The sequence below is a fragment of the Microbacterium sp. PF5 genome (assembly GCF_004794315.1).
Lineage (GTDB): Bacteria > Actinomycetota > Actinomycetes > Actinomycetales > Microbacteriaceae > Microbacterium > Microbacterium sufflavum.
The window spans coordinates 1-22,125 of the sequence record NZ_SSDQ01000164.1 but is presented as its reverse complement, the minus strand read 5'-3'; the positions used below and the strand labels follow the sequence as shown (position 1 = coordinate 22,125).

The following is a 22,125-nucleotide window of genomic DNA, read 5'->3' as shown; positions in this document are numbered from 1 at the left end:
TCGTCCCGCGCCGGTAGACTCGACTCCCGTGTCAGAGTCTCCGGAAATCACCCCCGACGCGGTCGAAGCCGCCGTCGCCGACGCCCTCGCGGCGATCGATGCGGCCGCCGACACCGCCGAGCTGAAAGCCGCCCGAGCCGCGCACGTCGCCGAGGGATCGCCGCTCGCGGTCCTGAACGCCTCGATGCGCCAGGTCGCCCCCGAGAACAAGGCCGCGTTCGGCAAGCTCGTGGGCCAGGGGCGGGGGCGCGTGACCCAGGCGCTCGCGGCGAAGGAGGCCGAGCTGGCCGCCGCCGAGGTCGCCGCACGGCTCGAAGCCGAGCGGGTCGACATCACCGCGGTCCCCTCGCGCACGCGCGTCGGTGCCCGCCACCCGCTCACGCTGCTCCAGGACCAGGTCGAGGACATCTTCGTCGGCATGGGATGGGAGATCGCGGAGGGGCCGGAGCTCGAGCACGAGTGGTTCAACTTCGACGCGCTGAACTTCGACGTCGATCACCCCGCCCGCCAGGAGCAGGACACGTTCTACGTCGACCCGACCTCGCGTCACCTGGTGATGCGCACGCACACCAGCCCGGTGCAGGTGCGCTCGATGCTCGACCGCGAGGTGCCGATCTACGTGCTGTGCCCCGGGCGGGTGTACCGCACCGACGAGTTCGACGCCACGCACCTGCCGGTGTTCACGCAGTTCGAGGGGCTCGTGATCGACAAGGGCATCACGATGGCGCACCTGAAGGGCACGCTCGACCACTTCGCGCGTCAGCTCTTCGGGCCGGAGGCGAAGATGCGCTTCCGCACCAACTACTTCCCCTTCACGGAGCCGTCCGCTGAGCTCGACCTGTGGCACCCGACCTTCAAGGGCGGCGCGCGCTGGATCGAGTGGGGCGGCTGCGGCATGGTCAACCCGAACGTGCTGCGCGCGGCAGGGATCGATCCAGAGGTCTACAGCGGCTTCGCGTTCGGCATGGGCATCGAGCGGGGACTCATGTTCCGCAGCGATGTGCAGGACATGCGCGACATGGCCGAGGGCGATGTCCGTTTCAGCGAGCAGTACGGGATGGTGGTGTGATGCGCGTCCCGCTTTCGTGGCTGCGTGAGTACGTCGATCTGGCTCCGGAGACCACGCCCGAGGATGTCCTCGCGGCGCTGGTGACGGTCGGCTTCGAAGAGGAGGACGTGCACCGCTTCGCCATCACGGGTCCCGTGGTGGTCGGGCAGGTCGTGTCGCTCGAACCGGAGCCCCAGTCCAACGGCAAGACCATCAACTGGTGCCAGGTGGACGTCGGTGAGGAGCACGGCGGCGTCCGCGGGATCGTCTGCGGGGCGCACAACTTCGTCGCCGGGGACAAGGTCGTCGTGACCCTTCCCGGTGCGGTGCTTCCCGGCCCGTTCCCGATCGCCGCGCGCAAGACCTACGGGCACGTGTCCGACGGGATGATCGCCTCCGCGCGCGAGCTCGGCCTCGGCGACGAGCACAACGGCATCGTCGTGCTGTCCGACCTCGGCATCGATGCCCCGGTGGGCACCGACGCCATCGCGCTGCTCGGCCTCGACGACGTCGCGGTGGAGATCAACGTGACCCCCGATCGCGGCTACGCCTTCTCGGTCCGCGGTGTCGCCCGCGAGTACGCCCACGCCACGGGCGCGACCTTCCGCGACCCCGCGGAGCGCGACTTCGCCGAGCTGCAGCCCGGCTCCGGTCACACGACCGTCGTCGACGACCGGGCCCCGGTGCGCGGCAACGTCGGTGCGAGCGAGTTCGTCACGCGCGTCGTGCGGGACGTGGACCCGTCGCGCCCGACGCCGCCGTGGATGATCGCCCGGCTGAGCCTCGCCGGCATGCGGTCGCTGGGCGTGCTGATCGACATCACGAACTATGTGATGCTCGAGCTCGGGCAGCCGCTGCACGGCTACGACCTGGACAAGCTCGCGGGCGGCATCACGGTGCGTCGCGCGACGCCGGGCGAGAAGATGACCACGCTCGACGGCGTGGAGCGTGCGCTGCACGAGGAGGACCTGCTCATCACGGACGAGTCCGGACCCATCGGCCTCGCCGGTGTCATGGGTGGCGGCACGACCGAGATGAGCGACACCACGCGCAACGTGCTGATCGAGGCGGCGACGTTCGACCCCACGACCATCGCCAGGACGGCCCGACGCCACAAGCTGCCGAGCGAGGCCTCCAAGCGCTTCGAGCGGGGTGTCGACCCGCTGATCCCCTTCGTGGCGGCGCGTCGGGCGGCCGACCTCATGGTCGAGCTCGCCGGCGGGACGCTCACCGACGAGGGTGGCGCGCTGTTCGCCGAGGTGTTCGTGGGGGACATCGCGCTGCCGGCCGGCTTCGTGCAGGGGCTCATCGGCGTGGACTACACCGACGACGAGATCACGGGCGCCCTCACGACGATCGGCGCCGAGGTGACGGAGGCGGAAGCCGGCTGGACCGTGATCCCGCCCACCTGGCGACCCGACCTCACCGACAAGTGGACCCTCGCGGAGGAGGTCGCCCGCATCCACGGGCTCGACCGCATCCCCGCGGTCTTGCCGACGCCGCCGTCCGGTCGCGGCCTCACCGCCCACCAGCAGGGTCGTCGCCGCGTGGCGAACGCACTCGCGGCGGCGGGCTTCGTCGAGACGCCGGCGTTCCCGTTCACGACCGAGGCGCAGAACGACCTGCACGGTTCCGCGTCGGGGGAGCACCTGCCGAGCATCCGCCTGGCGAACCCGCTCGACGGGCAGGCCCCGTACCTGCGCCGCTCGCTGATCCCGGGGCTGCTGCAGACCGCGCACCGCAACATCGCCCGCGGCATGACCGACCTGACCCTCTTCGAGACGGGCCTCGTGTTCCTGCCGGAGCCGGGCGTCGAGTACGGAACCGACGAGGTGCCGCCGCTCGGCGTGCGCCCCTCCGACGAGACGCTCGCCGCGCTCGACGCGTCCATCCCACCCCAGGAGCGCCACATCGCAGTGCTCCTCACCGGCAACGTGTCGCCGCGTCAGCCGGGTCGTCCCGCCGAGGCGTCGGGGCTGGTCGAGGCGCTCGACGCCGTGCGCGTGATCGCCGCCGCCGCGGGAATCGACATCGACGTGCGACAGGCGCAGCGCGCCGCGCTGCATCCCGGCCGCACCGGGGCGCTCGTCGCGGCCGGCGAGGAGGTCGGCTACGTCGGGGAGCTGCACCCCTCGGTGGCGGAGGACGCCGACCTGCCCGGTCGCGCCACCGTGCTCGAGCTCGACCTCGACCGCATCCTCACGCTCGCGGGGACGCGGATCGTGGCGGCCTCGCTGTCGACGTTCCCCGCGGCCACGCAGGACGTGTCGCTGACCGTGGCCGCCGATGTGCCGGCGGGCGAGGTGCGGGCGGCGCTCGCCGAGGGGGCGGGCGCGCTGCTGGAGTCGGTGCGACTGGTCGACGACTACCGCGGTGAGGGCGTGTCCGAGGGAGCCAAGAGCCTGACGTTCGCGCTGCGTTTCCGCGCCGACGACCGAACGCTCACCGCTGCGGAGGCGACCGACGCCAAGCTGGCGGGTGTCGCGGTCGCGGCGGAGCGATTCGGCGCCGCACTGCGCGACTGATCGACCCCGTCGCGAAAACCTTCGGCTCTGCCCTGAGCGGAAGGCCTTCCGCGTTTCCCCGGATGCTGCTGGCATGGGCACATGACGGATGTGCTGATCCTGGGCGGGACGGGCTGGCTCTCGGGGCGGATCGCCCACGGCTGGCTGGAGGCGGGCGCGGACGTGACCTGCCTCGCGCGCGGGGGGCGTGCCGCTCCCGACGGGGCGGCGCTGATCGTCGCCGACCGGGACGCAGCGGACGCCTATGCGAAGGTCGCCCGCCGCGAGTGGGATCACGTCGTCGACGTCTCCTCACGGGCGGCGCACGTCGCGGGGGCCGTCGCGGCGCTGGGCGATCGTGCGGCGCAGTGGACGTACGTGTCGTCGATGTCGGTGTACGCCGATGACATGACCGCGGGCGCCGACGAGTCCGCGCCGCGTCACGCGCCGGCGCGTGACGGCCAGGGGGAGGACGACTACGCGGCCCAGAAGGTCGCGGCGGAAGACGCCGTCGCGGCCCTCGGCGCACGCGCGCTCGTCGCGCGTCCCGGGCTGATCGTGGGCGACGGAGACCCCAGCGATCGCTTCGGCTACTGGGCCGCCGCCTTTCTCCGCGCGGCCGACGGTCCGGTGCTCCTGCCGCCCCTCGACGGGAAGACCGCGCAGGTGATCGATGTGGACGATCTGGCGGCGTTCCTCGTGACGGCGTCTCCCGGTTCTCCCGTGAATGCGATCGGCGATGCGCGTCCGCTCGGGGAGGTGCTGGCCGCCGTGCGTCGTGCCGCTGGTCACGAGGGGGCGACGGTGATCGCCGACGCGGATCGGCTGGTGGCCCAGGGCGTGGAGTACTGGATGGGCCCGCATTCGCTCCCGCTCTGGTTGCCCGAGGAGATGACCGGATTCATGACGCGGTCGAACGCCGCCTATCGGGCGCGCGGTGGGGCGCTGCGTCCGCTGGCCGACACGATCGCGCGCGTGATCGACGACGAGCGCGCACGCGGCGTCGACCGGGAGCGGAGGGCGGGGCTGACCCGCGCCGAGGAGCTGCGGATCCTCGCGGCCGTCACGGAGGGACCCGCCGGGGCTCGCTAGACTGCGAGGCAGTGACACGGGGTGCCGCATCCGCGGCTGAGATCACACCCGTCGAACCTGATCTAGTTCGTACTAGCGAAGGGATGTCGCGATGAGCGATCTTCTGCGTCCTGTTTCCACCCCCGACCTCGCCGCCTCGGCGGGAAGACTGCGGGAGGCGCTGCGGCAGTCGCCTCCGTTGACGCACTGCGTCACCAACGCGGTCGTCACGGGCTTCACCGCCAACGTGCTGCTCGCCCTGGGCGCCGCGCCCGCGATGGTCGACATCGTCGGCGAGGCCGAGATGTTCGCCGGTGTGGCCTCCGGTCTGCTGATCAACCTGGGCACGCCGACGCCCGAGCAGCGCGCCGCGAGCGTGGAGGCCGTGACGGGAGCCGCGGCGTCCGGCACCCCGTGGGTGCTCGACCCGGTCGCGATCGGCGTGCTGCCGGTGCGCACGACCCTCGCGCATGAGCTCGCGGCGCGGCGTCCGACCGCGATCCGCGGCAATGCGTCCGAGATCCTCGCCCTGGCAGGCCACACGGCCGGCGGTCGCGGCGTCGACGCGACCGACGGCACCGAGGCCGCTGCCGGGGCGGCGCAGGAGCTCGCCCGCACCACGGGAGCCGTGGTGGCCGTGTCCGGGCCCGTCGACCTGATCACCGACGGCGATCGCGTCGTGCGCATCGCCAACGGCCACGAACTGCTCACGCGCGTGACGGGTGGCGGCTGTGCTCTGGGCGCCGTGATGGCGGCCTTCCTCGGAACCGCTCGGCAGACGGGAGACGATGCGCTCACGGCGGTCGCCGCGGCGACCCTCGTCTACACCGTGGCGGCCGAGCACGCCGCCCCGGTCGCCGCAGGGCCCGGCACTTTCGCTGTCGCGCTGCTGGACGCGCTCGACGCCGTGACCGCGGATAACGTCGCCGCGGGCGCCCGCGTGTCGGAGGAGACCCGATGAGTGCCGACTTCTCGCTGTATCTCGTCACCGATCCCGGGCTGTGCGGGAAGCGCGGTGTGGTCGAGACCGTGCGCCGCGCGGTCGACGGCGGCGCACGCATCGTGCAGCTGCGCGACAAGAACGCCGCGCACGAGGAGACCGTCGAGCAGCTGATCGCGCTCTCCGCCGTGATCGACGGGCGGGCGCTGCTGGTGGTCAACGATCGTCTGGACGCCGCTGTCGAGGCGCGGGCGCGCGGCGCGCGGGTCGACGGCGTGCATCTCGGCCAGGCCGATGCGTCGGTGCGGCGTGCGCGAGAGCTGCTCGGTCCGGACGCGCTCATCGGACTCACCGCGAACACCCGTGAACACCTCGATGCCGTGCGCGCACTGCCGCAGGGCACCATCGATTACCTCGGTGTCGGGGTGATCCGCCCCACGAGCACCAAACCGGACCACCCGGAGCCGCTCGGCGTCGAGGGGTTCGCGGCCTTCGCGGCCGAGAGCCCGCTCCCGTGCGTCGCGATCGGCGGGGTCGGCATCGATGACACCGAGGCGCTCCAGGCCGCAGGCGCGGCGGGGCTCGCCGTGGTCTCCGCGCTCTGCGCCGCCGCGGACCCCGCGGAGACGGCCTCCGCGTTCCGTCGTCGTTGGCGGGCGGGGGTCGTGCCGCGTGTGCTCAGCATCGCCGGCAGCGACCCGTCGGGCGGCGCCGGCATCCAGGCCGACCTGAAGGCGATCGCCGCGAACGGCGGATACGGGATGGCGGCGCTCACCGCCCTCACGGCGCAGAACACGCGGGGAGTGCGGGCGGTCCACGTTCCTCCGGCGGATTTCCTCCGCGCGCAGCTGGACGCCGTGTCCGACGACATCGTCATCGACGCCGTGAAGGTCGGGATGCTCGCCGACGCCGAGGTCATCCGCACGGTGGCCGACTGGCTCGATGTGCAGCGTCCCCCGGTGGTGGTGCTCGACCCGGTCATGGTGGCGACATCGGGCGACCGTCTGCTCGCCCCCGACGCGGAGCGTGAACTGCGGGGGCTGCTGACGCGCGCCACGGTGGTCACGCCGAACCTCGCCGAGCTCGCCGTGCTGGTCGGTCGCCCCGTCACCGACTGGCCGGATGCGCTCGCCGCTGCTGAGGAGCTGTCGGCCGACATCGGCGCCGCGGTGCTCGTGAAGGGCGGGCATCTCACGGGTGACGAGGCGCCGGATGCGCTGGTGGACGCGGACCGCGGCCTGCGGGACGAGTTCCCCGGAGCGCGCATCCCCACCACCAACACTCACGGCACCGGCTGTTCCCTGTCGTCGGCGCTCGCCACCCTGCTCGCCCGCGGTCTCACGCCGTCCGACGCGGTGCGTGCCGCGCGCGCCTGGCTGCGAGAGTCGCTGCGGGCGGCGGGTGCGCTCGCCGTGGGGCAGGGACATGGGCCCGTCCATCATTTCGCTGGAATGTGGGACCGCGGCGACCTGGAAACCCGGCAGACGGCGGAGGAGATCGCCGGCGACTGGTGGCAGGACATCTCCGACGTGCGCGACGGGATCGACGCGCTGCCCTTCCTCCGCGGTCTCGCCGACGGCACACTCGCGCGCGAGCCGTTCCTGTTCTACCTCGCGCAGGATGCGCTGTACCTGCGCGAGTACGCGAGGGTGCTCGCGGCCGCGGCGCGGACCGCTCCCACCTCGGCGGAGCAGGCGTTCTGGGCGCACGCGGCGCACGGATCGATCGTGGGGGAGCTGGAGCTGCACGCGTCGTGGCTCACGCCCGAGCGCGGGGTGAGCGCGGAGACGTTCGCGGCGGAACCCGCGCCCGCGACCACCGCGTACCTCGACCATCTGCGATCGGTCGCGTTCGGCGGCGATCATGCCGAGCTCGTCGCCGCCGTGCTGCCGTGCTTCTGGCTGTACACCGATCTGGGCAGGCGGCTGCACGCGGGAGACTTCGGCGTGGAGGCCCGTGATCCCGATCACCCCTATGCCTCGTGGCTGTCGACCTACGCCGATCCGGCGTTCGAGGAGGCGACGGCGCAGGCCATCGCTTTCGCGACCGCGGCGGCATCGCGGTCTGACGCCTCCGGACGGGAGCGCATGCGGCGCGCTTTCCGCACGTCGAGCGCACACGAGCTGGCGTTCTTCGCCGCGCCGCTGGAGGCCGCCGCCTTCGGATGACGGTGCGGATTTGCGGTGGCGACGACGGCCGCGCTACTGTCGCGACATGCCTTCGGCCGCCACCGCTCCTTCGACGCTCGCTCCGAGCGTCATCGCTGTGCGCCGACGCCGCGGCCGCCGACTCTAGGCGACCCCGCCCTCCTGCCTGCGCGTGCGCGGCGGTCGAGTGCCGGTGTCGCCGCCTTCGGCCCCGCCCCCGGTCCCGAAATCGTCGAGGACCCGACCGTTAAGGTAGAAGCATGACGTACTCCGTCGCCGTCTCCGGCGCATCGGGCTATGCAGGCGGCGAGATCCTCCGCCTCCTGGCCGCCCACCCCGACATCGAGATCCGCACCGTCACCGCGCACTCGAACGCCGGTCAACCGCTCGTCGACCACCAGCCGCACCTCCGCTCGCTCGCGCATCTCACGCTCCAGGACACGACTCCCGAGATCCTGGCCGGTCACGACATCGTGTTCCTCGCCCTCCCGCACGGCCAGTCGGGGCAGTACACCGACGCGCTCGGCGACGTCCCGCTGGTGATCGACGCGGGCGCCGACCACCGGCTCACCTCGTCGGCCGCCTGGGACGCCTTCTACGGCGGCGCGTTCCATGAGCCGTGGGCGTACGGCGTTCCCGAGCTGCCGGTCGCGGGCGGACGGCAGCGCGACGCGCTGCGCGGGTCGACGCGCATCGCGGCTCCCGGATGCAACGCCTCCACGGTCAGCCTGAGCCTCGCACCGGGTGTCGCCGCCGGAGTGATCGACCCGTCCGACATCGTGTCGGTCCTCGCCGTCGGCCCGTCCGGGGCGGGCAAGAGCCTCAAGCCGAACCTGCTCGCCAGCGAGATCCTCGGCTCGGCCAACCCCTACGCGGTCGGCGGCACCCACCGGCACATCCCGGAGATCCGGCAGGCGCTCGCTGCGGCCCGTCCGGCCGACGCCGACGCCTCGGGCGCCGATATCCGCATCTCGTTCACGCCGGTGCTCGTCCCGATGTCGCGGGGCATCCTCGCCACCTCCACCGCGCCGATCGTCGAGGGCGCGACCGACGCGGAGATCCGCGCGGCCTGGGAGAGCGCGTACGGCGAAGAGACCTTCGTGCAGCTGCTGCCGGAGGGCAGCTTCCCCCGCACCGCCGACGTCCTGGGCGCCAACACCGCCCTGATCGGCCTGGCGATCGACCGCTCCGCCAACCGGGTCACCGTCGTCACCGCCGTCGACAACCTCGTCAAGGGCACGGCCGGTGCCGCCATCCAGTCCATGAACATCGCGCTGGGGCTCCCCGAGGCCCGTGCCCTCTCGATCAACGGAGTCGCCCCGTGAGCGTTACCGCACCCGCAGGATTCGAAGCTGCCGGGGTCGCCGTCGGCCTCAAGTCCACTGGCAAGCCCGACGTCGCCGTGGTCGTGAACCGGGGTCCGCGCAAGGTCGGAGCCGCGGTGTTCACCAGCAACCGCGCCAAGGCGAACCCCATCATCTGGTCGCAGCAGGCCGTGGCCGACCGGGTCGTCGAGGCCGTGGTGCTCAACTCGGGCGGGGCGAACTGCTTCACCGGCAGCTTCGGCTTCCAGACCACGCACCAGACCGCCGAGACGGCCGCCGAGCTGCTGGGCATCAGCGCGGGCGACGTGCTCGTCTGCTCGACGGGCCTGATCGGCACGGGCGACGAGGCCTTCCGCGCCAAGGTGCTCGCGGGCACGGCGCAGGCCATCGCCGAGCTCAGCGCCGACGGGGGAGAGAGCGCCGCACACGCCATCATGACCACCGACACGGTCGCGAAGACCGCTGTCGTGTCGCGCGACGGCTGGACGATCGGCGGCATGGCGAAGGGCGCGGGCATGCTCGCCCCGGGCCTGGCGACCATGCTCGTGGTGCTCACGACCGACGCGGTGCTGGAGCCGCTGCAGGCCGATGAGGCGCTGCGCCGTGCGACGGGACAGACCTTCGACCGGCTCGACTCGGACGGGTGCATGTCGACCAACGACCAGGTCACGCTGCTGGCCAACGGGGCCTCCGAGGTCGTGCCCGACCTCGACGACTTCGCCGAGGCGCTCACCGCGCTCTGCCAGGAGCTCGCGGTGAAGCTGCAGGGTGATGCGGAGGGGGCGAGCCACGACATCACGATCGAGGTGCGTCACGCCGTCACCGAGCAGGAGGCCGTCGAGGTGGGCCGTTCGGTCGCGCGCAACAACCTCTTCAAGGCCGCGATCTTCGGCAACGACCCCAACTGGGGGCGGGTGCTCGCGGCGATCGGCACCACGAACGCGCAGTTCGACCCGTACGACGTGGACGTGTGGATGAACGGGGTCCGGGTGTGCACGGCGGGCGGCCCCGACCGTCCGCGCGAGGAGGTCGACCTCACGCCGCGCGCCACCCACCTGCTGATCGACCTCAAGGTCGGCGAGGCCACCGCGACGGTGCTCACGAACGACCTGACCCACAACTACGTGCACGAGAACAGCGCCTACGCCTCATGACCGACATCCAGGACACCACGCCCGACGTCGCCGCGCAGAAGGCGACCACGCTGATCGAGTCGCTGCCGTGGCTGAAGACCTTCCGCGACCAGATCGTCGTGGTCAAGTACGGCGGCAACGCCATGGTCTCGGACGAGCTGCAGGAGGCCTTCGCGCAGGACATCGCCTACCTCCGCTACGTCGGCGTGCAGCCCGTGGTCGTGCACGGCGGCGGCCCGCAGATCTCGAACATGCTGAACCGGCTCGAGATCCCGAGCGAGTTCAAGGGCGGTTACCGCGTCACCAACACCGAGGCGATCAGTGTCGTGCGCATGGTGCTCACCGGGCAGGTGAACCCGCAGCTCGTGGCGAAGATCAACTCGCACGGGCCGATCGCCACGGGGCTCAGCGGAGAGGACGCCGGTCTGTTCGGCGGGCGTCGCCGCGGCGTGGTCGTCGACGGCGAGGAGATCGACCTCGGCCGGGTCGGCGACGTGGTGCAGGTCGACCCCACCGCGGTGCTCGACCACCTCGCGGCCGGTCGCATCCCGGTCATCTCGAGCATCGCGCCCGACCTCGACCACCCCGGCCAGTCGCTGAACGTGAACGCGGATGCGGCCGCCGCGGCACTCGCCGTGGCGCTCGGGGCGCGCAAGCTGGTGATCCTCACCGACGTGCCGGGGTTGTACGCCGACTGGCCCAACCGCGACTCGCTCGTGTCGCACCTCACCTCGGATGCGCTGATCGAGATGCTGCCGCGCCTGGAGTCGGGCATGATCCCGAAGATGCGGGCGTGCCTGGACGCGGTCGAGGGCGGCGTGGACGCCGCGGCGATCATCGACGGACGGGTACCGCACTCGGTGCTCGTCGAACTGTTCACCAGCAAGGGAATCGGGACCGAAGTGGTCCTGGGAGAGAAAGGGGCGACGGCATGACCGTCTGGCAGGACGACGCGGCACGTGATCTCGTGCTCAACGCGGGGGAGCGGCTGGCGCTGCTGACCCGTGGAGAGGGCTCGTACCTGTGGGATGCCGACGGCCGACGCTACCTCGACTTCCTCGCCGGCATCGCCGTGACCTCGCTCGGTCACGCGCACCCGGTCTTCGTCGACGCGGTCGCCACGCAGGCGGCCACGCTCGCGCACGTCTCGAACTACTTCGCGACGCCGCCGCAGCTCGCGCTCGCCGCACGGCTCAAGCGTCTCGCGGGTGCCGGCATCGACGGGCGCGTGTTCTTCTCCAACTCGGGGGCCGAGGCCAACGAGGCGGCATTCAAGCTCGCGCGCCTGCACGGTGGAGCGGAGCGCCCGCGCATCCTCGCGCTGGAGAACGGGTTCCACGGTCGCACCATGGGGTCCCTCGCGCTGACGGCGAAGGAGTCGATGCGCGCGCCGTTCGCGCCGATGCCGGGCGGGGTCGAGCACATCCCGGCCACCGTCGAGGCGTTGGAGGCCGCGATGGACGACCGGGTCGCGGCCGTCATCGTCGAGCCCATCCAGGGCGAGGCCGGTGTCGTCGAGCTGCCGGAGGGCTACCTCGCGGCGGCGCGCTCCCTCACGCTCGCGCACGGGGCTCTGCTGATCGTCGACGAGATCCAGACCGGTGCCGGCCGCACGGGCGAGTGGTTCGGCTTCAGTCACGAGGGCGTCACGCCCGACGCGATCACGCTCGCCAAGGGCATCGGCGGCGGGTTCCCGATCGGGGCCCTGGTCACGTACGGTGCCGCGAGCGCCCTGTTCACTCCCGGTTCCCACGGCTCCACGTTCGGCGGCAACCCGCTCGCGACCGCCGTGGCCGACGCGGTGCTGGCCGAGATCGAACGCGCGGATCTGGTCGGCAATGCGGCCCGCCGTGGCGCCGAGCTGCGCGAGATCATCCTGGGCATCGACTCGCCGCTCCTCGCGGGTGTCCGCGGCCGTGGCCTCCTCGTCGGCGTCGCGCTCACCGAGCCGGTCGCCGGAGCCGTGGTCGCGGCAGCCCAGGAGCGCGGTCTGATCGTGAACGCCGCGAACCCTGAGACCGTGCGCATCGCGCCCGCCCTCACGATCGGCGACGCCGAGCTGGCCGAGTTCCGCGAGCTGTTCGCGGCGAGCCTCGCCGACGTCCACTCCTCTGCCCCCGGAAAGGTACCCGCATGACCCGCCACCTGCTGCGCGACGACGACCTCACGCCCGCCGAGCAGGCGGAGATCCTCGACCTCGCCCTCGAGCTCAAGAAGGACCGCTGGGCCGACAAGAGCCTCGCGGGCCCGCAGACTGTCGCCGTGATCTTCGACAAGTCGTCCACCCGCACCCGGGTGTCATTCGCGGTGGGCATCGCGGATCTGGGCGGCAGCCCGCTGATCATCTCGACCGCGAGCAGCCAGCTGGGCGGCAAGGAGACGCCGTCCGACACCGCACGGGTGCTGGAGCGCCAGGTCGCCGCGATCGTGTGGCGCACGTACGCGCAGGCGGGACTCGAGGAGATGGCGGAGGGCACCCGCGTTCCCGTCATCAACGCCCTGTCCGACGACTTCCACCCCTGTCAGCTCCTCGCCGACCTGCTGACCATCCGCGAGCACAAGGGCGACCTGAAGGGACTGACCCTGACGTTCTTCGGCGACGGACAGAGCAACATGGCCCACTCCTACGCGCTCGCCGGTGTCACGGCGGGCATGCACGTGCGGATCGCCTCGCCCGAGGACTACGCGCCGCGCGCCGATGTGATCGAGGCCGCCGACCGCCGTGCGGCGGAGACCGGCGGCTCCATCACCCTGTTCACGGACCCGGTCGAGGCGGCGGCGGGTGCCGACGTCGTGGTGACAGACACCTGGGTGTCGATGGGCAAGGAAGAGGAGAAGATCGCACGCATCCGCGATCTGGGCGGTTACAAGGTGACGCCGGAGACCATGCAGCTCGCCGACGACGAGGCGATCTTCATCCACTGCCTGCCCGCTGATCGTGGCTACGAGGTGGACTCGTCGGTGATCGACGGGCCGCAGAGCGTGGTGTGGGACGAGGCGGAGAACCGCCTGCACGCGCAGAAGGCGCTGCTGGTGTGGCTGCTCGGCAAGAAGAACGCGTGATGACCGGACAGACGCACGAGGGCACGAACGAGGGCGCGCTGTGGGGCGCCCGCTTCGCCACGGGCCCCTCGCCCGAGCTGGTGGAGCTCAGCCGCTCGACCCACTTCGACTGGATCCTGGCGCCGTACGACATCGCGGGTTCGCACGCGCACGCCACGGCGCTCGCCGCGGCCGGATATCTGGAGCCGGACGAGGCCCAGCGCATGCACGACGGGCTGGACGCGGTGGCTCGCAGGGTCGCCGACGGCACGCTGCTGCCCGTCCCGACCGATGAGGACGTGCACGGTGCGCTGGAGCAGGCGCTGATCGCGGAGCTCGGGCCGGAACTGGGCGGTCGGCTGCGCGCCGGACGCAGCCGGAACGACCAGATCGCCACCCTCGTCCGGATGTACCTGATCGATCACGCCCGGGTGATCGCGCGCGACCTGCTGCGGGTGATCGATGCCCTGGTGGCGCAGGCCGAGGCCCACCCGGAGGCGATTCTTCCCGGCCGCACGCACCTGCAGCACGCCCAGCCCGTGCTCCTCGCGCACCACCTCCAGGCGCACGCGTGGCCGCTCGTGCGCGAGCTGGAGCGCCTGGTCGACTGGCGTCGTCGTGCGGGCGTCTCGCCCTACGGCGGGGGAGCGCTCGCCGGCTCGACGCTGGGGCTGGACCCGGCTCTCGTCGCGACCGAGCTGGGCCTCGATCGCCCGGCCGAGAACTCGCTCGACGGCACGGCCGCGCGCGATGTGGTGGCCGAGTTCGCGTTCATCGCGGCGATGACGGGCGTGGATCTGTCGCGCCTGTCGGAGGAGATCATCCTCTGGAACACCCGCGAGTTCGGCTTCGTCACGCTCGACGACGGGTACTCGACGGGCTCGAGCATCATGCCGCAGAAGAAGAACCCCGACATCGCCGAGCTCGCGCGCGGGAAGTCGGGGCGGCTGATCGGCAACCTGTCCGGTCTGCTGGCGACGCTCAAGGGCCTCCCGCTCGCGTACAACCGCGACCTGCAGGAGGACAAGGAGCCGGTGTTCGATTCGGTGCAGACCCTCGAGGTCGTGCTGCCGGCGTTCGCGGGGATGATCGCGACGCTGCGCTTCGACACGGAGCGGATGGCGGAGCTGGCGCCGCAGGGCTTCTCCCTGGCGACCGACGTGGCGGAGTGGCTCGTGAAGCAGCGGGTGCCGTTCCGCGATGCGCACGAGATCTCCGGCGCGCTGGTGCGCGCGTGCGAAGAGCAGGGGATCGGTCTGGAGCAGACGTCGGACGAGCTGCTGCGGTCGGTGTCCGAGCACCTGGTTCCCGCGGTGCGGGAGGTGCTGACGATCGAGGGGTCCGTGGCGTCCCGGTCGGGCGTGGGCGGGACCGCGCCGGTGCGCGTGGCCGAGCAGCGCGCCGAGCTGGTGGCCAGGGCCCAGGCGGCGGCGCACGCTCTCGGGCTGTGAGCGGAGGGGGCCGCGGTCGTCCGCGGCCCGCTCCGGTTTCGGCGGTCTCGACCCGCGCGGCTAGTGCAGGTCGAGATCTGCGGCGGTCCGCTCCCAGCGTGTGAAGCGGACGGTGAGCCCGGCGCGCGTGGGTGCGGCGAGGAACGGTCCGGCCACGGCGGGGGCCTCGCCGTCGAAGGGCGCGACCCGCACGAGACGCCAGGGTCCGCCGTCGGCGGCGGCGCGGACGATCAGCGCGTCGCGCCAGCGGCTGACGCGGACGGTGATCTCGCTGTCCCGCCAGTCGTCGACGTGTCCGACCGACCAGTCGGAGACCATGGCGGTGACGACGGCGCCGAGCCCGAGGTGGCCGTCGGCGTGTTCGACGCCCGCCTTGACCCAGTGCTCGTCGTCGGCGCGCACGAAGAGGCCGGCCTGGTCGAACTGTCCTTCCCAGGGGGCGCGGAACGACACCTCCATCGCCTCGCCGACGGCCAGGGGAGCGAGGAGTGCGTGCTCGGTGTCGTGCACGAAGCCGTACGCGGTGTGCCGCCAGGCGTCGCTGCCCTCGGCGGCGGTCACGTCGAGGTGCGCTCCGCTGTCCGCGACGTCGTCTGGCGCATGGGTCCAGGTTCCTGCACTCCAGGGCATGATGCTCATATCAGGCATATCTCCGATCTATAACCAAAAGATGCATAAACTCAGCTTATTCGTGCTACGGTTATGCCATGGTCATCGCCGTGATCGCCGACATCGTGGGCTCCCGCGAGCTCGACGACCGCAGTGCCGCCCAGCGGGCGCTCGACGACACCATCGCCGAGGTCGAGTCCGACCGACCTCTCGCACTGCAGCCGCTCACGCCCACGGTAGGGGACGAGCAGCAGGCCGTCTATCGAGAGCTGACCGATGCGCTCACCTCGCTCCTGATGATCCAGCTGCGGCTGCCGGACGACCTCGCCTTCCGCTTCGGGATCGGCGTGGGGGAGGTGCGCGCGGTCGATTCAATCCACGGCGAGCTCGCGGACGGGCCGGGATGGTATGCCGCGCGCGCCGCGATCGAGACCGTCCATGCCCGCGAACAGCGCGCCGTGCCGCGGACGCGCACCTGGATTGTCGGTGCCCCGGGTCAGGATGAGGTCATGCCCGCCGTGATCGCCGCCGCCAACGCCTACGTCCTCGTCCGCGACGAGCTCGTCGGCGCCATGACCGCGCGCGAGCGACGCCTCACCTACGGTCGGCTGATCGGCCGGTCGCAGCAGGAGCTGGCGGCACAGGAGAGCATCACGCAGCCCAGCGTCTCCAAGTCCCTGCGCAGTGCGGGGGCGGCGGCGCTCATCGAGGGACTGGCGGCGTTGCGAGGGGAGGGCGCATGATCCTCGCCGGCTTCCTGCTCCTCGCCATCGGCGCGGCCGATCTGGTGCGTCAGTTCGTGCCCCGTCGCTGGCTCGGATACGTGGTCGCCGCCGCGGTCATCGTGCTGCTCGGCATCGGAGGGGAGGCGCTCCTCTGGGCCGTCCTGGGCCTCGCCGGAGGTGCCCTCTGGGTGTGGAGCATGCCGGACGGCCGACCCTCCCGCGCCGGCTTCTGGCCCGCGGTCGCCGTGGCCGCCCTCAGCATCGGCGCGGTCGTGTGGGTGGGTGCGCGCGACGAGACCGGGCTCATCGGCGAGCTCTGGACGCTGCGGTCGCCCTTCGGCGAGGTGTCGTTCGACCTCGCCGTGCTCGCGCTCGGAGCCGGGGTCTTCCTGCTGGAGTCGTCGAACCTCGTGGTGCGGGCGGCCCTCGACGGCGAGCACACCTGGCGGCCGGCCGACCCCGCCCCGATCGCGGTCGCCCCGGAGCCGTCGTCGCCCGAGACTGCCGAACCCGCCGCGGCGCGTGCGGCGCATGCCCCGGTGGAGGCGGTCCTGCCGGCGACCGATCCGCGCAACGGCTTCAAGGGCGGTCGGCTCATCGGACCGCTCGAGCGCGTGCTGGTGATGATCCTCACCCTCGCGGCCGCCTATCCCGTGCTGGCGGCCATGCTCGCGGCCAAGGGCATCGTCCGGTTCCCCGAGATCTCCCGCGACGGAGAGACCGGCGCCAGGGCCGAGTACTTCCTGGTCGGCAGCCTCGTCAGCTGGGTCATCGGGCTCGGTGCGGCGTTCCTGGTGTGGTGGGCCGCGCACACCTGAGTCAGGCCAGCTGCCTCCGGTACCAGGTCAGCTTCTCCTGGAGGCGGTGCTGCTGCGCGAGGACCTCCGCGAGCTGCCGCTCCACGGTCTCGGCGTGTTCCTCCAGGAGGGCGATCCGCTCGGGGATGGTGTCGTCGTCGCGGCACAGCTGTCCGTACCGCCGGAGACGCTCCACGGGCATCCCGGTCTCGCGCAGGCACTTGAGGAACTCGAGCAGCCCGAGCTCCGCATCGGTGTACACCCGGTGGCCTCCGGCCGTGCGCGGCACCGCGGGCAGGATGCCCTCGCGTTCGTAGTACCGCAGGGTGTCGATGCTGAAGCCGGAGCGGGCGGCGGTCTCGGCCGGCGTGTAGGTCGTGGTCATGCCGTGATCCTAGGGCTTGACCTGGAGTGCGCTCCAGGTTGCATGCTTCCTGCATGACCGCTTCTCCGCATCGCGCATCCCCGATCGTCCTCGGTGCCATGTCCTTCGGCACCCTCATCGATGAGGACACCGCCTTCGCCCTGCTCGACCGCTTCGTCGAACGCGGCGGCAGCTGGATCGACACCGCCGACTGCTACAGCTTCTGGGCCAGCGACACCGGGCACGGCGGGGCGTCCGAGGCGGTGATCGGTCGGTGGCTCGCCGCTCGCCCCGGTGTCCGCGAGCGCATCCGTCTGTCGACGAAGGTCGGTGCCGAACCGCTGTGGCCGGGCTCGTGGCCCGCGCACCGCACGGGCCTGTCGCCGCGGGCGATCGCGCAGGCTGTCGAGGGCAGTCTGTCGCGCCTGGGCGTCGACACCATCGATCTGCTCTGGCTGCACCAGGAGGATCGCGCCGTCCCCATCGAGCGGACGGTCGACGGCCTCGCGTCGCTCACCGGCAGCGGGACGGTCCGGCGCGTCGGCGCGTCCAATCATCCCGCCTGGCGCATCGAGCGGGCCCGCGCTCACGCGGCGGCGATCGGCAGCGCGCTGCTCGATGCGCTCCAGCTCAACGCGACCTATCTGCGCGTGCGCCCCGGCACGTTGCCGCCGGGGGTGGTGCACCCGTTCGGCGTGCTGAGCGACGAGCAGCGCGACTACGCCGCCGCGAACGGTCTGGAGACCTGGGCGTACACGCCCCTGCTGTCCGGGGCGTACGACAACGCGGCGAAGGCGATCCCCGAGGTCTACGACCACCCCGGCACCGCGCGGCGCCTCGCGGTCCTCGACCGGATCGCGCACGCGCACGACGCCCAGCGCGGGCAGATCGTGCTGGCATGGCTGCTCGCGCACGGCATCCGGCCGATCCTCGGGGGGAGCAAGATCGCGCAGCTCGACACCGCGCTGGACGCGGCCGAGCTCGCCCTCGCGCCCGAGGAGATCGCCGAGCTCGACGGTGCGGTGTGAGGCGGGATGCCGCACCGCGCGCTGCTAGCCTGGAGCGCGTGTCAACTCCCGACCTGACGACCGCACCCCAGGCGATCGATCCCACGTTCGAGAACGTGTGGGACGAGATCGTGTGGCGTGGCCTGGTCCACGTGTCCACCGACCAGGAGGCGCTGCGCGCCCTGCTCGCGGGAGACCCCATCACGTACTACTGCGGGTTCGATCCGACCGCGCCGAGCCTGCACCTGGGTCACCTGGTGCAGCTGCTCCTGCTGCGTCGGCTCCAGCTCGCCGGGCACCGGCCGCTGGGTCTCGTCGGCGGCTCGACCGGGCTCATCGGCGATCCCCGTCCGACCGCGGAGCGCACGCTCAACACACGCGAGACGGTGGCCGAGTGGGTGGATCGCCTGCGGGGACAGGTGGAGCGCTACCTCAGCTTCGAGGGCGACAACGCGGCCCGCATGGTGAACAACCTCGACTGGACCGCGCCGCTGTCCGCCATCGACTTCCTGCGCGAGATCGGCAAGCACTACCGCGTGGGCACGATGCTGAAGAAGGACGCGGTCGCCGCGCGCCTCAACTCGGACGCGGGCATCAGCTACACCGAGTTCAGCTACCAGATCCTGCAGGGTCTCGACTTCCTGGAGCTCTACCGTCAGTACGACTGCCGTCTGCAGACGGGCGGGTCCGATCAGTGGGGCAACCTGACCAGCGGCACCGATCTGATCCACCGTGTCGAGGGTGTGTCCGTGCACGCGATCGGCACGCCCCTGATCACGAACAGCGACGGCACCAAGTTCGGCAAGAGCGAGGGCAACGCGATCTGGATCGATGCGGAGCTCACCAGCCCGTACGCGTTCTACCAGTTCTGGCTGTCGACGGCCGACGCCGATGTGATCGAGCGGCTCAAGGTGTTCACGTTCCTGACGAGGGCCGAGATCGAGGAGTACGCCGAGCTCGTCGCGACCGAGCCGTTCCGACGCGCCGCGCAGAAGCGTCTGGCGCTCGAGGTCGTGGCGACCGTGCACGGCATCGAGGCCACGGCGGCCGTGATCGCCGCGTCGGAGGCACTGTTCGGACAGGGCGACCTGACCGCGCTCGACCCGGCGACGCTGCGTTCCGCGCTCGATGAGCTGCCGCATGCGACCGTCGCGCCCGGGACGCCCGTGGTCGATGCGCTGGTCGCGACCGGGCTCGTGTCGAGTCTGTCGGAGGCGCGGCGGGCCATCGCACAGGGCGGAGTATCGCTCGACGGCGAGCGGGTGGCGGACGACACGGCGACCGTGCAGGGCACTCTCCCCGGTGGCGTCTCGGTGCTGCGCCGAGGCAAGAAGACCCTCGCCGGCGTGTTCCTGAGCTGACGCGGCATCCGGATGCCGTTCACGCCGAGTCACGCGATCGTCGCGCTGCCGTTCGTGCGCACGCCCCTCGTGCCCGCGGCGATCGCGATCGGCGCGATGACGCCGGATCTCCCGCTGTTCCTGCGCGGCGTGGGTCTCGACTACTCGTTCACGCACACCGTGGCCAACGTGATCTGGACGGCGCTGCTGGCGTTCGTGCTCTTCCTGCTCTGGCGCGTGGTGCTGCGGCCGTCGGTCGGTGAGCTGGTGCCGCTGTGGGTCGCGCGTCGGCTGCCGCGCGAGTGGGACGACCGCGGCGCCGTGGCCGCGGGCCGTGCGGTGGGGGTCGGTCTCGGTCGCCCCTGGTATCCGCTGCTGCTCGCGGTGTCGCTCGTGCTCGGCGTGCTGTCGCACATCGCGTGGGACGCGTTCACGCACGAGGGGCGCTGGGGCGTCGCGCTGTTCCCGATGCTGGATGAGCAGTGGGGTCCGCTGCTCGGGTACAAATGGGTGCAGCACGGTTCGAGTGTGCTGGCGTTGCTCGGCCTCGGGCTGTGGGCCGCGCTGCGGCTGCGGCGTGCGGTGCCTCGCGACGCGGTCACCCGGTGGCTGCCCTCGCCGGTGCGGGTGACCTGGTGGCTCTCGCTGCCGGTGATCCTGGCGGCGGCGTGGGTGATCGGTCTCGCGGTGCTCGGTCCCCTCACGGCGGAGTTCACCGTCGCTCACCTGGCGTATCGCGTGCTGCCTCCGGCGTGCGCGGTGTGGGGTGCGCTCACTCTCGTGCTGTGTGCCGTGGTGGGTCTGCGCCGAGGAGACCCCGTCCGGTCGCGCTGACCGCGCGCGGCACCAGCGGCCGTCGTCACCAGCGCCGTCGTCACCAGCGCGGTGCGTCCGATCCCCACGGGTGCGGCGCCGTGAACGCCGTGCCGGGGATGACCGGTGCCGCGGTGACGAGGGACACCCCGTCGACGTCGAACGTCGCCTCGTGCGAGGCCGCGTCCGGATCCGGCGCAGCGACCGGGTCCGTGCGGCGCGGCATCCCGAGAAGTTCGGCGGTGACCCGGCGCAGCGAGGTGCGTGCGATCCAGGATCCGCCCTCGCGCGCACGCCGTCCGAGCAGCGTGGTCACCGCCGCGGCGAGCAGGTAGCCGCTGCTGTGGTCGAGCGCCTGTGCGGGCAGCGCTCCGGGCACGCCGTCGTCGCCCTCGATCACCGCGATTCCGCTCTCCGCCTGCACCAGGCTGTCGAAGCCCGCGCGCTCCGGCGCGTCGGCACCCCACGCGCTGAGCTCGGCCACGACGAGACCGGGGTACCTCTCGACGAGGGTGTCGGGAGACAGGCCGAGTCGTGCGAGCGACGCCGGACGGTACCCCAGGACGACCACGTCGGCGGTGGCGAGCAGAGCGGACATCGCCGGGTCACGGGCATCGAGGATCGTGCTGCGCTTCCCGTGACCGGTGTCGAGGTGCTGCCAGGGGAGCTCGGCGATGGCCGGGGGATCGATCCGCAGCACGTCGGCACCGAGCAGGGCGAGTGTGCGTGTGCAGACGGGACCGGCGATCACGCGCGTGAGATCGAGCACGCGGATTCCGGCGAGGGGAGACGGAGGCCCGGACGTCGGACGACCGGAGGGCGCGGCATCGCCGGCACGGGTGACCTCGATCAGAGGCATGGTGCGGAGACGGGCGTCGTGCTCCGGCTGCTCGGCCCGCACGGAGACCGCGAGTCCTCCGTGGTGCACGATCCGCCGGACGGCCTCGTCGCAGGGGAGCGTGGCAAGAGCTGCGGCGACGTCGGGGCGGCCGGCGTCGGGCGCGAGCCCCAGGGCGGACCGGAGCCCGCGAGCGTGATGGGGGTAGTTGCCGTGCGTCCGGATCCACCCGTCGGCGGTGGTCCAGAACCCCGACAGGGGAGACCAGACGGGCGGGGGAGCATCGTCGACCGTGAGGAGGCGGTCGCTCCGGTATGCGGCGGCGACCCGGGCGACATCCAGGTCCGCGACCCTGCGCCCCGCCGCCAGCGTCGCGGCGGCCGTGCTCCCCAGCGCGAGTTCCCCGGCGGCGGTACGGGCAGGGAGCGGGACGTCGCCTAGACCGGCGAGGTCTGGGAGCGCGTCGTGCACGGCAGCGGGCTCTCCGCCGATCTCCGTCCAGACCCGGCGCAGCAGGGCGGCGCTCGGACGGGTCCTCGCGGGAGCGGCGGCACGGGGGGACGGACGGTGGGGGCCCATGGCGCGATGCTACTCCGCGGCTTCCGAGCGGAAAAACCCGGCTGATCCGGGCTGATGTGGTCCTGTCGCGGTGCCGACACGCCCGGGGGTGGTGCCCCGATTTGCCAGAACCCCGGAACCCACGTAACTTATTACTTGTTCGCCCCACAGGGAAGCGGAGAAGCCCAGAGCTTCACCCCCCTCAAGCGGAGAACCACCTCCCACTCCTTCTCTCTTGAGAGATCAGGCGCGTGCGTCTAGGATGGGAGATCCACCCCTTCTGCGGCTGTCTCAGCTGCGCAGCGGATCCTCGATCCGCCCGGCGCGCTGATTTGACAAGCGAGTCGGGATGGCTAAGATAGAGAAGTTGCCCTGCGGGCCTGGTTGTGATGGCTGGGTCGTGGGAGCATCCG

General features: G+C 72.0%; 19 protein-coding genes and 1 riboswitch. Of the genes, 16 read left to right on the top strand and 3 right to left on the bottom strand.

The annotated features are described in order from the left end of the window. Positions 1–28 precede the first annotated feature (28 nt). The 11 genes from pheS to argH all read left to right on the top strand — a co-directional run bounded on the left by pheS (position 29) and on the right by argH (position 14,661). Positions 29–1,069 (top strand): phenylalanine--tRNA ligase subunit alpha, encoded by a 1,041-nt coding sequence (pheS, locus tag DW297_RS16130; RefSeq protein ID WP_136034273.1) that lies wholly within the window; start codon positions 29–31, stop codon positions 1,067–1,069. Further along, on the top strand, positions 1,069–3,573 hold the full coding sequence (gene pheT, locus DW297_RS16125) for a phenylalanine--tRNA ligase subunit beta (protein WP_136034271.1): 2,505 nt from the start codon (positions 1,069–1,071) through the stop codon (positions 3,571–3,573). The genes pheS and pheT overlap by 1 nt, the downstream gene beginning before the upstream one ends. A gap of 81 nt (positions 3,574–3,654) precedes the next feature. After that, positions 3,655–4,644, top strand: a complete 990-nt coding sequence (locus tag DW297_RS16120) for an NAD-dependent epimerase/dehydratase family protein (RefSeq protein ID WP_136034268.1) — start codon at positions 3,655–3,657, stop codon at positions 4,642–4,644. A gap of 7 nt (positions 4,645–4,651) precedes the next feature. After that, a riboswitch (TPP riboswitch) is annotated at positions 4,652–4,745 on the top strand. Further along, on the top strand, positions 4,736–5,584 hold the full coding sequence (gene thiM / locus DW297_RS16115; protein WP_136034266.1) for a hydroxyethylthiazole kinase: 849 nt from the start codon (positions 4,736–4,738) through the stop codon (positions 5,582–5,584). It overlaps the preceding riboswitch by 10 nt. Continuing rightward, positions 5,581–7,731, top strand: coding sequence for a bifunctional hydroxymethylpyrimidine kinase/phosphomethylpyrimidine kinase (locus DW297_RS16110; protein WP_136034264.1), 2,151 nt, complete (start codon positions 5,581–5,583; stop codon positions 7,729–7,731). The genes thiM and DW297_RS16110 overlap by 4 nt, the downstream gene beginning before the upstream one ends. 239 nt (positions 7,732–7,970) lie before the next feature. Next, the gene (argC, locus tag DW297_RS16105; RefSeq protein WP_136034262.1) at positions 7,971–9,035 is read left to right on the top strand and encodes an N-acetyl-gamma-glutamyl-phosphate reductase; all 1,065 of its coding nucleotides are present in this window, start codon (positions 7,971–7,973) and stop codon (positions 9,033–9,035) included. Continuing rightward, positions 9,032–10,189, top strand: a complete 1,158-nt coding sequence (gene argJ / locus DW297_RS16100) for a bifunctional glutamate N-acetyltransferase/amino-acid acetyltransferase ArgJ (protein WP_136034260.1) — start codon at positions 9,032–9,034, stop codon at positions 10,187–10,189. The genes argC and argJ overlap by 4 nt, the downstream gene beginning before the upstream one ends. Continuing rightward, positions 10,186–11,103 carry an acetylglutamate kinase gene (gene argB / locus DW297_RS16095; protein ID WP_136034258.1) on the top strand — a complete coding sequence of 306 codons (918 nt, stop codon included), beginning with the start codon at positions 10,186–10,188 and terminating at the stop codon, positions 11,101–11,103. The genes argJ and argB overlap by 4 nt, the downstream gene beginning before the upstream one ends. Continuing rightward, entirely contained in the window at positions 11,100–12,305 is a 1,206-nt protein-coding gene (locus tag DW297_RS16090) for an acetylornithine transaminase (RefSeq protein WP_136034255.1), read from the top strand. The genes argB and DW297_RS16090 overlap by 4 nt, the downstream gene beginning before the upstream one ends. Further along, positions 12,302–13,231, top strand: coding sequence for an ornithine carbamoyltransferase (argF, locus tag DW297_RS16085; protein WP_136034253.1), 930 nt, complete (start codon positions 12,302–12,304; stop codon positions 13,229–13,231). Before DW297_RS16090 ends, argF begins: the two co-directional genes overlap by 4 nt. Then, on the top strand, positions 13,231–14,661 hold the full coding sequence (gene argH / locus DW297_RS16080) for an argininosuccinate lyase (RefSeq protein WP_136034251.1): 1,431 nt from the start codon (positions 13,231–13,233) through the stop codon (positions 14,659–14,661). Before argF ends, argH begins: the two co-directional genes overlap by 1 nt. A 60-nt stretch (positions 14,662–14,721) precedes the next feature. Here the strand turns inward: argH and DW297_RS16075 are convergent, their stop codons facing one another. Then, complete coding sequence (locus DW297_RS16075; protein WP_240744657.1) at positions 14,722–15,300, bottom strand: DUF1349 domain-containing protein; 579 nt, start codon at positions 15,298–15,300, stop codon at positions 14,722–14,724. 68 nt (positions 15,301–15,368) lie between these two features. Between DW297_RS16075 and DW297_RS16070 the strand changes: the two genes are divergently transcribed. After that, a complete protein-coding gene (locus tag DW297_RS16070) occupies positions 15,369–16,013 on the top strand; it encodes a SatD family protein (protein ID WP_136034247.1) in 645 nt (214 codons plus the stop codon). After that, positions 16,010–16,813 (top strand): hypothetical protein, encoded by an 804-nt coding sequence (locus DW297_RS16065; RefSeq protein ID WP_136034245.1) that lies wholly within the window; start codon positions 16,010–16,012, stop codon positions 16,811–16,813. The genes DW297_RS16070 and DW297_RS16065 overlap by 4 nt, the downstream gene beginning before the upstream one ends. Position 16,814: 1 nt before the next feature. Here DW297_RS16065 and DW297_RS16060 read toward each other — a convergent pair whose 3' ends face one another. Next, entirely contained in the window at positions 16,815–17,177 is a 363-nt protein-coding gene (locus tag DW297_RS16060; RefSeq protein ID WP_136034243.1) for a MerR family transcriptional regulator, read from the bottom strand. Between the two features lie 53 nt (positions 17,178–17,230). On the opposite strand from DW297_RS16060, the gene DW297_RS16055 reads away from it, so the two are divergent. Genes DW297_RS16055 through DW297_RS16045 form a run of 3 tightly spaced genes read left to right on the top strand, consistent with a single transcriptional unit; the run spans position 17,231 to position 20,337 of the window. After that, positions 17,231–18,184, top strand: a complete 954-nt coding sequence (locus DW297_RS16055) for an aldo/keto reductase (RefSeq protein ID WP_136034240.1) — start codon at positions 17,231–17,233, stop codon at positions 18,182–18,184. 38 nt (positions 18,185–18,222) lie between these two features. Beyond that, the gene (gene tyrS / locus DW297_RS16050; protein WP_205812629.1) at positions 18,223–19,524 is read left to right on the top strand and encodes a tyrosine--tRNA ligase; all 1,302 of its coding nucleotides are present in this window, start codon (positions 18,223–18,225) and stop codon (positions 19,522–19,524) included. A 12-nt stretch (positions 19,525–19,536) separates the two neighbouring features. Continuing rightward, positions 19,537–20,337: a DUF4184 family protein gene (locus tag DW297_RS16045; protein WP_136034238.1), complete on the top strand. Its 801-nt coding sequence runs from the start codon at positions 19,537–19,539 to the stop codon at positions 20,335–20,337. A 40-nt stretch (positions 20,338–20,377) separates the two neighbouring features. On the opposite strand, the gene DW297_RS16040 is transcribed toward DW297_RS16045, so the two are convergent. Continuing rightward, positions 20,378–21,733, bottom strand: a complete 1,356-nt coding sequence (locus DW297_RS16040; protein WP_205828315.1) for a CoA transferase — start codon at positions 21,731–21,733, stop codon at positions 20,378–20,380. Between the last annotated feature and the right edge of the window lie 392 nt (positions 21,734–22,125).

Excerpts from the sequence above, each read along its gene's own strand:
- argF (WP_136034253.1), top strand. The coding sequence starts at position 12,302 with ATGACCCGCCACCTGCTGCGCGACGACGACCTCACGCCCGCCGAGCAG.
- argC (WP_136034262.1), top strand. The coding sequence starts at position 7,971 with ATGACGTACTCCGTCGCCGTCTCCGGCGCATCGGGCTATGCAGGCGGC.
- thiM (WP_136034266.1), top strand. The coding sequence starts at position 4,736 with ATGAGCGATCTTCTGCGTCCTGTTTCCACCCCCGACCTCGCCGCCTCG.
- DW297_RS16065 (WP_136034245.1), top strand. The coding sequence starts at position 16,010 with ATGATCCTCGCCGGCTTCCTGCTCCTCGCCATCGGCGCGGCCGATCTG.
- DW297_RS16120 (WP_136034268.1), top strand. The coding sequence starts at position 3,655 with ATGACGGATGTGCTGATCCTGGGCGGGACGGGCTGGCTCTCGGGGCGG.
- DW297_RS16110 (WP_136034264.1), top strand. The coding sequence starts at position 5,581 with ATGAGTGCCGACTTCTCGCTGTATCTCGTCACCGATCCCGGGCTGTGC.
- DW297_RS16045 (WP_136034238.1), top strand. The coding sequence starts at position 19,537 with ATGCCGTTCACGCCGAGTCACGCGATCGTCGCGCTGCCGTTCGTGCGC.
- DW297_RS16055 (WP_136034240.1), top strand. The coding sequence starts at position 17,231 with ATGACCGCTTCTCCGCATCGCGCATCCCCGATCGTCCTCGGTGCCATG.
- DW297_RS16090 (WP_136034255.1), top strand. The coding sequence starts at position 11,100 with ATGACCGTCTGGCAGGACGACGCGGCACGTGATCTCGTGCTCAACGCG.
- argB (WP_136034258.1), top strand. The coding sequence starts at position 10,186 with ATGACCGACATCCAGGACACCACGCCCGACGTCGCCGCGCAGAAGGCG.
- DW297_RS16040 (WP_205828315.1), bottom strand. The coding sequence starts at position 21,733 with ATGGGCCCCCACCGTCCGTCCCCCCGTGCCGCCGCTCCCGCGAGGACC.
- DW297_RS16075 (WP_240744657.1), bottom strand. The coding sequence starts at position 15,300 with ATGAGCATCATGCCCTGGAGTGCAGGAACCTGGACCCATGCGCCAGAC.
- argH (WP_136034251.1), top strand. The coding sequence starts at position 13,231 with ATGACCGGACAGACGCACGAGGGCACGAACGAGGGCGCGCTGTGGGGC.
- DW297_RS16060 (WP_136034243.1), bottom strand. The coding sequence starts at position 17,177 with ATGACCACGACCTACACGCCGGCCGAGACCGCCGCCCGCTCCGGCTTC.
- pheT (WP_136034271.1), top strand. The coding sequence starts at position 1,069 with ATGCGCGTCCCGCTTTCGTGGCTGCGTGAGTACGTCGATCTGGCTCCG.
- DW297_RS16070 (WP_136034247.1), top strand. The coding sequence starts at position 15,369 with ATGGTCATCGCCGTGATCGCCGACATCGTGGGCTCCCGCGAGCTCGAC.